This is a genomic window from Pseudomonas edaphica (assembly GCF_005863185.1).
Classification (GTDB): domain Bacteria; phylum Pseudomonadota; class Gammaproteobacteria; order Pseudomonadales; family Pseudomonadaceae; genus Aquipseudomonas; species Aquipseudomonas edaphica.
The window spans coordinates 1-9,939 of sequence record NZ_VBVZ01000196.1; the positions used below are offsets into that span (position 1 = coordinate 1).

Here is a 9,939-nt window from a genome sequence, read left to right on the forward strand (position 1 = left end):
TCTCTTCGCAGGTCAGGTAAGTGCCCCATGGCGTCTTGCCGTTGGCGCAGTTCTGGAAGGTGCCAAGGGCTTTTTTGCCGGTTTTGTCGGCGCTGGTTTTCAGCCAGGCATGGCCGGCAGCGGGGCCACCCAGGCGGATCGGCGAGTTACCGTGGATGCGGCGGTTGTAGCGCGAGTCCTGCACGAACTGCCAGGTGTCGCCCTTGCGCCGTACCTCAATCACCGATACACCTTCGCTGACCTGGGCCTTGCGCACGTCTTCAGCCGATTGCGGCGCGCCGCCATGGGCGTAGAGGTAGCGGTAGTTGGTGTATTCGTTGTTGATCGCCATCAGCGCACGGTTGTTGTCACCGGGGAAGGCGAACAGGCTCATGCCGTCGTTGTTGTCACCGAACTGCTGTTCCTGAGCCTTGGCAGTACCATTGCCGGACGGGTCGAAGGCTGGCGCGTTCTTGTGCAGCGGCTGGCCCCAACTGATCAGTACCGAGGCGGAGTAACCCGGCGGCAAGGTGATGGCGTCGCTGGTGGCCGCAGCGATGCTGGCAAAGCCCAGCAAGGGGCTGGCGGTGGCAGCGTTCACGGCCATTGCGCTGCGCGTGAGCAGGTTGCCACCCAGGAACATCGCGGCACCGCACAGGGCGCCGGCGCCGATAAAACGGCGGCGGGTGAGGCCGACCATCTGTTCAAGGTCGGTGGCTTGGTTTTCTTCTAATAGGCTCATTTCAGGCTCCCTGCGGTTTTTGCAGACACCTTAAGGAGCGCTCGTGACGAATTTGTTGCAGCTTAAAGATGGCGGGCGCCTAAACCGGTGTGCCGAGCAGCACATTGCTGGGTGAGAATTGCACCTGGACTTGGCCGCCTTCGACGACACCCATTGCCTGGAGCGCGGCGGGCTGCGCCAGGGCGCATAAAACCTGGCCGTTGGGCAGTGTGATGCGCACTTCGCTGGGGCCGTCATCGGCGTCGAGAATCGTCTCGATCACACCGCTCACGCAATTGTGTCCAGGTGTTGCAGCCTGCCCGATGGCGAGCAATTCCAGCCATCCGGCCTTGATCAAGGCGACCACTTCAACGCCGGTCTCCAGCTCCAGCCGCTGCGTGCTGTCGTGAGTGATCTGCGCACTCAGGCTCAAGCCGCCCGAGAGTTGCAGGCGAATCAAGTCATTGCGGCCCTGGTGTTCGATGGCGCTGACCTGGCCGTGCAGTTGGTTGCGCGCGCTGGTGCGCAACATCAGGCGACCGAGCAGGTTGAAGTCGCTCGCGTCCTCATCCGAACCCAGCACCTCTGCCTGCAACACTTGCAGGCGTTGGTACAGGCGCAGCACGCGCTCACCTTCGGCCGTCAGCTTGGCGCCGCCGCCACCTTTGCCGCCGACGCTGCGCTCCACCAGCGGCTTTTGCGCCAGGTTGTTCAACTCGTCGATCGCATCCCACGCGGCCTTGTAACTCAGGCCAGCGCTCTTGGCCGCGCGGGTAATCGAGCCCTGCTCGGCAATATGCGCCAACAGGGCGATGCGCTGGGGGCGGCGGATGATGTGTTGGCTGAGTGAGGTCGGCAGAGACATGTGGATACGCTTCGATAAGGTCAGCGGACGTTGCAGGCGCGGCGCACGCGAGTCAAGTCATGAGCCTGGTTTTGGCGTGCGGGCCAGACAGTACACATCGACCTGACGAGCGCCGGCGTCCATCAATAGGCGGGCCAGGCTGTGGGCGGTGGCGCCGGTGGTGAGTACGTCGTCCACCAGCGCAAAGTGGCGGCCCTGCACCTGGGCGCCGGGTGCCAGCGCAAACGCGGTGAGCAGGTTGCGTTGGCGGGTTTTGGCGTCGAGGGCTTGTTGCGCGACGGTTTCATGGGGGCGTAACAACAGGTGTTCATCGTGTGGGAGGTCGAGGTCTTCGCTGAGCCAGCGGGCCAACATCAACGATTGGTTGAAGCCGCGCTCACGCAGACGCTTGCGCGCCATGGGCACCGGCAGCAGGCAGTCGGGGCGGGTGAGTGCGGTGTTGTCGAAACGGTGTTGCAGATACTGGCCCAGCAAGTGTGCGAGCAGATGACCCAGTGGCCAGCGCGACTGGTGTTTGAAGCGGCTGATAAGGGTGTCGACGGGGAAACCGTAGGTCCAGGGTGCGATCACCTGTTTATAGGCAGGCGGCTTTTTTTGACAGGGGCCGCAAATCAAACCCTCCATCGGCAGGGGCAGGGCGCACACCTCGCAATGCTCCAGCAGCCAGGGCAGCTCGGTTTCGCAGGCGTTGCACACAGTGTGGTTGGAGTTTGTTGCTTCATCGCAAATTAAACAGGTTTGGTTGTTTTCTAACCAGATGTAAACCTGATGTTTGTATCTGAGTTGACAGTGCATGAATCTTCCTTAAATATGCCGAGCATCCGTGTCGTGACTGACTGTGGGTATTGCGGGTATTGCGGGTATTGCCGGTATTGCCCTTCCCACAGCGTAAGCCCAAGCATAATCAAGGAATCGCCCATGAGCGCCAGCACCTCTGCCACCCTGCGTCACGATTGGTCTTTAGCCGAAGTCAAAGCGCTGTTTGTGCAACCCTTCAACGACCTGTTGTTCCAGGCGCAGACCGTGCACCGCGCGCATTTCGACGCCAACCGCGTGCAGGTCTCGACCTTGCTGTCGATCAAAACCGGCGCCTGCCCGGAAGATTGCAAATATTGTCCGCAGTCGGGCCACTACAACACCGGTCTGGAAAAAGAAAAGCTGATGGAGGTGCAGAAGGTCCTCGAAGAGGCCGCTCGCGCCAAAGCCATCGGTTCGACGCGCTTCTGCATGGGCGCCGCCTGGAAGCACCCGTCGGCCAAAGACATGCCCTACGTGCTGCAGATGGTCAAAGGCGTGAAGGCCATGGGCCTGGAAACCTGCATGACCCTCGGCCGTCTCGACCAGGACCAGACCGAAGCCCTGGCCCAGGCCGGCCTGGACTACTACAACCACAACCTCGACACCTCGCCTGAGTTCTACGGCAGCATCATCACCACCCGCACTTACGGCGAGCGCCTGCAAACCCTGGCGTACGTGCGTGATTCGGGGATGAAGATCTGCTCGGGCGGCATCCTCGGCATGGGCGAGTCCCTCGACGACCGCGCCAACCTGCTGATCCAACTGGCCAACCTGCCGGAGCATCCGGAGTCGGTGCCGATCAACATGCTGGTGAAAGTCGCCGGTACGCCGCTGGAAAACGCCGAAGACATCGACCCGTTTGACTTTATCCGCATGCTCGCCGTGGCGCGCATCCTGATGCCGCAATCCCATGTGCGCTTGTCGGCCGGCCGTGAAGCGATGAACGAGCAGATGCAGGCCCTGGCGTTTTTCGCCGGTGCCAACTCGATCTTCTACGGCGACAAGTTGCTGACCACCGCCAACCCGCAGGCCGACAAGGACATGCAACTGTTCTCGCGCCTGGGAATCTTGCCGGAGGCGCGTGAAGAGCACGCCGATGAAGTGCATCAGGCAGCGATTGAGCAGGCGTTGGTGGAGCAGAAGAGCAGCGAGCAGTTCTATAACGCGGTGGTTTAACGCCTCTCTCCACATTTGAAACGCAATCCAACTGTGGGAGCTGGCTTGCCTGCGATAGCGGTCTTCCAGACATATTGATACTGAATGTGCTGCCGTCATCGCAGGCAAGCCAGCTCCCACATTGGATCGGGTTCAACCTGATCTGCCGAGGCCTGCATGTCTTTTGATCTCGCCGCGCGCCTCGCTGCCCGCCGGGCCGAACACCTTTATCGCCAACGCCCTTTGCTTGAGAGCCCGCAAGGCCCGCAAGTGGTGGTGGATGGCCAGCCGCTGCTGGCATTCTGCAACAACGACTACCTGGGCCTGGCCAATCACCCGCAAGTGATCGAAGCCTGGCGCGCCGGGGCGTCCCGCTGGGGCGTGGGCGGTGGCGCTTCGCACCTGGTGATCGGCCATGCCACGCCGCACCATGAACTCGAGGAAGCACTGGCCGACCTCACAGGGCGCCCGCGTGCACTGCTGTTTACCACCGGCTATATGGCGAACCTGGGCGCGGTCACCGCGTTGGTGGGGCAGGGCGATACGGTGTTGGAGGACCGGCTCAACCACGCCTCGCTGCTGGACGCCGGGCTGTTGTCCGGGGCGCGTTTCAACCGCTATCTGCATAACGACGCCAGCAGCCTGGCCAAACGCCTGGAGAAGGCGACCGGCAATACGCTGGTGGTCACCGATGGTGTGTTCAGCATGGACGGCAATCTGGCCGACCTGCCTGCGCTGGCCCGTGAGGCACGCGCCAAAGGCGCCTGGTTGATGGTCGATGACGCCCATGGCTTCGGCCCGTTGGGCGCAAACGGTGGCGGCATCGTCGAGAATTTCGGCTTGAGCCAGGAAGACGTGCCGGTATTGGTCGGCACCCTCGGTAAAGCGTTCGGCACCGCCGGAGCGTTTGTGGCGGGCAGTGAAGAGCTGATCGAAAGCCTGATCCAGTTCGCCCGGCCCTACATCTACACCACCAGCCAGCCACCGGCATTGGCCTGCGCCACTTTGAAAAGCCTGGAGCTGCTGCGCACCGAGCACTGGCGGCGTGAGCACCTCAATGGTCTGATCCGCCAGTTCCGCCAGGGCGCCGAGCAGCTTGGCCTGCGGTTGATGGACAGCTTCACGCCGATCCAGCCGATCCTGATTGGCGACAGCGCCACCGCCATGCGCCTGTCGCAGATGCTGCGCGAGCGCGGCCTGATGGTGACAGCCATCCGCCCACCGACTGTGCCGGCCGGCAGTGCGCGTTTGCGCGTGACACTGACAGCGGCCCACAGCGCGGCCCAGGTGCAGCTATTGTTAAGCGCATTGGAAGCGTGTTTCCGGTTGTTAAGTATTACGGAGCCCGACCATGCGTGATCGACTGGTATTACTGCCCGGTTGGGGGCTCGGCGTTTCACCGCTGGAGCCTTTGGCTGGCGCCTTGCAGGGTTTGGACGAACACCTGCAAGTGCATATCGAACCGTTGCCGGCGCTGGCTTCCAGCGATCTGGATGAATGGCTTGACGAACTCGACGCCACACTGCCGGACAACGCCTGGTTGGGCGGCTGGTCCCTGGGCGGCATGCTCGCTTCCGAGTTGGCGGCGCGGCGCGGCGAGCGCTGCTGCGGGCTGCTGACATTGGCGAGCAACCCGTGTTTTGTCGCCCATCAAGGCTGGCCCAGTGCGATGCCTGCCGAGACGTTCGATGCGTTCCTCGCGGGTTGCCATGCCGATTCTCAGGTCACGCTCAAACGCTTTGGCCTGCTGTGTGCCAAGGGCGCTGCAGACCCGCGCGGGCTGTCGCGCCTGTTGGTCAGCGGGGCGCCGAATACGTTGTCGAGTGTGTTGATGCCGGGCCTGGAACTGCTTGCTCAACTGGATACCCGCGCCGCTTTGCAGGCGTTTCGTGGCCCGCAACTGCACCTGTTTGCGGGGTTGGACGGTTTAGTGCCCGCTGAAGCCGCGAGTGATCTATTGGCCCTGCTGCCCGATGTAGAAATCGGCCTGATTGAACAGGCCGGTCACGCTTTTCTTCTGGAAGACCCTCACGGTGTAGCGGGGGCCATCCAGGCTTTTTTGCATGAGTGTGTTGATGACTGATTTATCCCAGCCCCCACTGCCGGGCGGTTTGCCGGACAAGCGCCAGGTGGCGGCCTCGTTTTCCCGCGCAGCAGCCAGCTACGACAGCGTCGCCGAGTTGCAGCGCGCAGTCGGGCATGCGCTGATGTCCCGCTTGCCGGCGGCCCTCGCGCCCCGGCGCTGGCTGGATGTAGGCTGCGGCACGGGTTATTTCAGCCGTGCACTGGGCGAACTGTTGCCTGCAAGCCAAGGCGTAGCGCTGGATATTGCCGAGGGCATGCTCAACCATGCGCGGCCTTTAGGGGGCGCGCAGCACTTTATTGCGGGGGATGCAGAACGCTTGCCGCTTGCAACTGAGAGCTTCCAGCTGCTGTTCTCCAGCCTGGCGGTGCAGTGGTGCGCGAATTTCGACGCGGTGCTCAGTGAGGCCTGTCGTGTGCTGCAACCCGGGGGCGTCTTCGCATTTGCGAGCCTGTGCGTGGGCACCCTGGACGAGTTGCGCCAAAGCTGGCGTGCGGCGGATGGCCTGGTTCACGTCAACCGCTTTCGCACCTTCGAGGCTTACCAACAGCTGTGTGCTGCCAGCGGTTTGCGGGTGCTGAGCCTGGAGCGCCAGCCTCACGTGTTGCACTACCCGGATGTGCGCAGCCTGACCCACGAACTCAAGGCGTTGGGCGCGCATAACCTCAACCCCGGTCGCCCGGGAGGGTTGACGGGGCGCGCGCGGATTGTTGCACTGGTGCACGCTTACGAGCAGTTCCGCCAGGCCCAGGGCCTGCCCGCCACGTACCAAGTGGTGTATGCCGTACTGGAGAAACCGTTATGAGCGCCGCTTATTTCATCACCGGCACCGACACCGATGTGGGCAAAACCACCATCGCCGCCGGGCTGCTGCATGCCGCGCGGCTGGCGGGTAAAAGCACCGCCGCCGGAAAACCGGTGGCCTCAGGCTGCCAGCTCACCCCAAAAGGTTTGCGCAACGCCGACGCCTTGGCACTGCTGGCCGAATGTTCGCTGCCGTTGACCTATGCCGAGGTCAACCCGGTGGCCTTTGAACCCGCGATTGCGCCGCACCTGGCCGCGCGGGAGGCGGGTGTGGCGCTCACGGTGCAATCACTGTTGAAACCGATGCAGCACATACTCGCGCAACACGCGGATTTCACCTTGATCGAAGGCGCAGGCGGCTGGCGGGTGCCGTTGGCCGATCAGGACAACCTGTCGGACCTGGCCATGGCGCTCAAGCTGCCGGTGATCCTGGTGGTGGGCGTGCGTCTGGGCTGTATCAGCCATGCGCTGCTCACCGCCGAAGCCATCGCGCGGGACGGTTTGCCGTTGGCGGGTTGGGTGGCAAATATCATCGACCCCAAGACCTCTCGTCTGGAAGAGAACCTCGCCACCCTGGCTGAGCGGTTGCCTGCGCCGTGCCTGGGGCGGGTGCCAAAGCTCAAGCAGGCCAGCGCGAAAGTGGTGGCCGAGTACCTGGAGTTGGACCTGCTTGACTGATTTTGGCTATCGCTAAGGCATTATGCCATTAGTGTTTTTGACGGGCGTTTTGCCAGGATGTCTGCTTCAATTCAAGTTCACGATTCTCTAAAGGCAGGCTTACGCCATGGAAATCTCTGGAAGCAGCGCGTTTTATTCGGGGCTGAGCACTATTCAGGCCGGGCAGAACCGCGTCGACCAGGCCGCCGGCAAAATTGCCGGCGCCGCGACGACCCAGCCCTCGGACGCACAAAGTGATCGTCTACAAGCCAACGATCGCGCCCAGCCGTCCAACTCGGCGAGCAACATGGTCGAAATGGCCCAAGGCAAGTTTCAAGTGGAGCTGGGCGCGAAAGTTGCCAAGGCTTCGGATGAAATGCTTGGCACGTTGATCGATACCTACGCTTAACTTTCTATCGGCACACGCCGGCTCTTCTGTGGGAGCTGGCTTGCCTGCGATAGCATCGACTCAATCTTCCTGATATACCGCGGCGCCTGTATCGCAGGCAAGCCAGCTCCCACACAAGCCAGCTCCCACATTGTCCTGTGTCATCTCGTTGAACTTCTAAACTCCTTTTAAGCGTGGCATCCCGCCGCAGGCCTTGCCGTGCGTGGCATTGATGCGCGTCATGACAAACGGCTTCGGCGCGATGCTTGACAACCTCAGGTCGTAAACGTATGTTTCAAACACCTGTTTGACCGCCATAACAAATCCACGCGGTTGTTCATCCCAGATACATCAGCAGAGGTTTATCGCTATGCCTGACTACAAGGCCCCCTTGCGTGATATTCGCTTCGTTCGTGACGAACTGCTCGGTTATGAAGCGCACTATCAGAGCCTGCCGGCTTGCCAGGACGCTACCCCGGACATGGTTGACGCCATTCTTGAGGAAGGCGCCAAGTTCTGTGAGCAAGTGCTGGCACCGTTGAACCGCGTGGGTGACATCGAAGGGTGTACCTGGAGCGAGTCAGGCGTAAAAACCCCTACTGGTTTCAAAGAAGCCTACAAGCAGTTCGTCGAAGGCGGCTGGCCAAGCCTGGCCCACGACGTGGAGCACGGTGGCCAAGGCCTGCCGGAATCCCTGGGCCTGGCCGTGAGCGAGATGGTCGGCGCCGCCAACTGGTCGTGGGGCATGTACCCTGGCCTGTCCCACGGTGCGATGAACACCATCTCCGAGCACGGCACCCCGCAACAGCAAGACGCTTACCTGACCAAGCTGGTTTCGGGTGAGTGGACCGGCACCATGTGCCTGACCGAGCCGCACTGCGGCACCGACCTGGGCATGCTGCGCACCAAGGCCGAACCTCAGGCTGATGGTTCCTACAAAGTCTCCGGCACCAAGATCTTCATCTCGGCCGGTGAACACGACATGGCCGACAACATCGTCCATATCGTACTGGCCCGCCTGCCGGACGCACCGGCCGGCACCAAGGGTATTTCGCTGTTCATCGTGCCTAAATTCCTGCCGAACGCAGACGGCTCGATCGGCGAGCGCAATGCGGTGACCTGTGGTTCCCTGGAACACAAGATGGGCATCCACGGTAACGCCACCTGCGTGATGAACTTCGACGCGGCCACCGGTTTCCTGATCGGCCCGGCGAACAAAGGCCTGAACTGCATGTTCACCTTTATGAACACCGCTCGCCTGGGCACCGCGCTGCAAGGCTTGTCCCACGCCGAGATCGGCTTCCAGGGCGGCCTGAAATACGCTCGCGACCGCCTGCAAATGCGCTCGCTGACTGGCCCGAAAGCGCCGGACAAAGCCGCTGACCCAATCATCGTGCACCCTGACGTGCGCCGCATGCTGCTGACCATGAAAGCCTTCGCTGAAGGCAACCGTGCGATGGTGTACTTCACCGCCAAGCAAGTGGACATCGTCAAGTACGGCACCGACGACGAAGCCAAGAAGCAAGCCGACGGCCTGCTGGCGTTCATGACCCCAATCGCCAAGGCGTTCATGACCGAAGTCGGTTTTGAATCGGCCAACCACGGCGTGCAGATCTACGGCGGCCACGGCTTTATCGCCGAGTGGGGCATGGAGCAGAACGTTCGTGACAGCCGCATTTCGATGCTGTACGAAGGCACCACCGGCATCCAGGCACTCGACTTGCTGGGCCGTAAAGTGCTGATGACTCAAGGCGAAGCGCTCAAGGGCTTCACCAAGATCGTGCACAAGTTCTGCCAGGCCAACGAAGGCAACGAAGCCGTTAAGGAATTCGTTGCACCGCTGGCGGCACTGAACAAAGAGTGGGGCGAGTTGACCATGAAGGTCGGTATGGCCGCGATGAAAGACCGTGAAGAAGTCGGTGCCGCCTCGGTGGACTACCTGATGTACTCCGGCTATGCGTGCCTGGCTTACTTCTGGGCCGACATGGCACGCCTGGCTGCTGAAAAACTGGCTGCCGGCACCACCGAAGAGGCGTTCTACACCGCCAAGCTGCAGACGGCGCGCTTCTACTTCCAGCGCATCCTGCCGCGTACCCAGACCCATAAGGTCACCATGCTGTCGGGCGCCAACAACCTGATGGACATGAAAGAAGAAGACTTCGGCCTGGCTTACTAAGCCCTGCCGGTCTCCTGAAAACCGCCGCTTCTTTTGGAAGCGGCGGTTTTTTTATGTGCGGCGATAAAAAACACAGCACAGCACTCAGGGATTGCGCCTGGCTGCCGTTACAGTGATGGCAATGTGATACAGGTCACATTGAATGTGCTTAACTGTGCTCAGTGAAGGCACTGTGCCATCTTTCTGGGCGGGTCGGAGCTTTACCCTTGTCACGCGTGTCCGCTGTACGGTTCAGTCATTTTCTCCCTTCGTTGCTGCTGTTGCTGGCCGGGCTCTCGGCTGCGTATGTCAAAGACCTCAGCGTGTTCTTTAC

The 9,939-nt window shown here is 61.6% G+C and carries 10 protein-coding genes; 7 read left to right on the forward strand and 3 right to left on the reverse strand.

Going from position 1 to position 9,939, the window contains the following annotated elements:
* The 3 genes from FEM54_RS14900 to FEM54_RS14910 all read right to left on the reverse strand — a co-directional run.
* On the reverse strand, nucleotides 1-721 hold a 721-nt coding region (locus FEM54_RS14900; protein ID WP_138451635.1), incomplete at its 3' end, for a PhoX family protein.
* Nucleotides 722-800: 79 nt separating this feature from the next.
* Complete coding sequence (locus FEM54_RS14905; protein WP_138451637.1) at nucleotides 801-1,565, reverse strand: TOBE domain-containing protein; 765 nt, start codon at nucleotides 1,563-1,565, stop codon at nucleotides 801-803.
* A 57-nt stretch (nucleotides 1,566-1,622) separates the two neighbouring features.
* The gene (locus FEM54_RS14910) at nucleotides 1,623-2,360 is read right to left on the reverse strand and encodes a ComF family protein (RefSeq protein ID WP_138451640.1); all 738 of its coding nucleotides are present in this window, start codon (nucleotides 2,358-2,360) and stop codon (nucleotides 1,623-1,625) included.
* A 123-nt stretch (nucleotides 2,361-2,483) separates the two neighbouring features.
* Here FEM54_RS14910 and bioB point away from each other — a divergent pair, with 123 nt between their 5' ends.
* The 7 genes from bioB (at nucleotide 2,484) to FEM54_RS14945 (ending at nucleotide 9,626) form a co-directional block, all read left to right on the forward strand.
* On the forward strand, nucleotides 2,484-3,539 hold the full coding sequence (bioB, locus tag FEM54_RS14915) for a biotin synthase BioB (RefSeq protein ID WP_017138024.1): 1,056 nt from the start codon (nucleotides 2,484-2,486) through the stop codon (nucleotides 3,537-3,539).
* Between the two features lie 156 nt (nucleotides 3,540-3,695).
* Entirely contained in the window at nucleotides 3,696-4,877 is a 1,182-nt protein-coding gene (gene bioF / locus FEM54_RS14920; protein ID WP_138451642.1) for an 8-amino-7-oxononanoate synthase, read from the forward strand.
* Nucleotides 4,870-5,601: an alpha/beta fold hydrolase gene (locus tag FEM54_RS14925; protein WP_138451644.1), complete on the forward strand. Its 732-nt coding sequence runs from the start codon at nucleotides 4,870-4,872 to the stop codon at nucleotides 5,599-5,601. The genes bioF and FEM54_RS14925 overlap by 8 nt, the downstream gene beginning before the upstream one ends.
* Nucleotides 5,594-6,406, forward strand: a complete 813-nt coding sequence (bioC, locus tag FEM54_RS14930; RefSeq protein WP_138451646.1) for a malonyl-ACP O-methyltransferase BioC — start codon at nucleotides 5,594-5,596, stop codon at nucleotides 6,404-6,406. The genes FEM54_RS14925 and bioC overlap by 8 nt, the downstream gene beginning before the upstream one ends.
* Nucleotides 6,403-7,083, forward strand: coding sequence for a dethiobiotin synthase (gene bioD / locus FEM54_RS14935; protein ID WP_017138028.1), 681 nt, complete (start codon nucleotides 6,403-6,405; stop codon nucleotides 7,081-7,083). The genes bioC and bioD overlap by 4 nt, the downstream gene beginning before the upstream one ends.
* A gap of 106 nt (nucleotides 7,084-7,189) precedes the next feature.
* Complete coding sequence (locus tag FEM54_RS14940; RefSeq protein ID WP_017138029.1) at nucleotides 7,190-7,471, forward strand: hypothetical protein; 282 nt, start codon at nucleotides 7,190-7,192, stop codon at nucleotides 7,469-7,471.
* A gap of 349 nt (nucleotides 7,472-7,820) precedes the next feature.
* Nucleotides 7,821-9,626 (forward strand): phenylacyl-CoA dehydrogenase, encoded by a 1,806-nt coding sequence (locus tag FEM54_RS14945; RefSeq protein WP_017138032.1) that lies wholly within the window; start codon nucleotides 7,821-7,823, stop codon nucleotides 9,624-9,626.
* Nucleotides 9,627-9,939: the final 313 nt, after the last annotated feature.

Excerpts from the sequence above, each read along its gene's own strand:
- FEM54_RS14905 (WP_138451637.1), bottom strand. The coding sequence starts at position 1,565 with ATGTCTCTGCCGACCTCACTCAGCCAACACATCATCCGCCGCCCCCAG.
- FEM54_RS14910 (WP_138451640.1), bottom strand. The coding sequence starts at position 2,360 with ATGCACTGTCAACTCAGATACAAACATCAGGTTTACATCTGGTTAGAA.
- bioB (WP_017138024.1), top strand. The coding sequence starts at position 2,484 with ATGAGCGCCAGCACCTCTGCCACCCTGCGTCACGATTGGTCTTTAGCC.
- bioF (WP_138451642.1), top strand. The coding sequence starts at position 3,696 with ATGTCTTTTGATCTCGCCGCGCGCCTCGCTGCCCGCCGGGCCGAACAC.
- FEM54_RS14925 (WP_138451644.1), top strand. The coding sequence starts at position 4,870 with ATGCGTGATCGACTGGTATTACTGCCCGGTTGGGGGCTCGGCGTTTCA.
- bioC (WP_138451646.1), top strand. The coding sequence starts at position 5,594 with ATGACTGATTTATCCCAGCCCCCACTGCCGGGCGGTTTGCCGGACAAG.
- bioD (WP_017138028.1), top strand. The coding sequence starts at position 6,403 with ATGAGCGCCGCTTATTTCATCACCGGCACCGACACCGATGTGGGCAAA.
- FEM54_RS14940 (WP_017138029.1), top strand. The coding sequence starts at position 7,190 with ATGGAAATCTCTGGAAGCAGCGCGTTTTATTCGGGGCTGAGCACTATT.
- FEM54_RS14945 (WP_017138032.1), top strand. The coding sequence starts at position 7,821 with ATGCCTGACTACAAGGCCCCCTTGCGTGATATTCGCTTCGTTCGTGAC.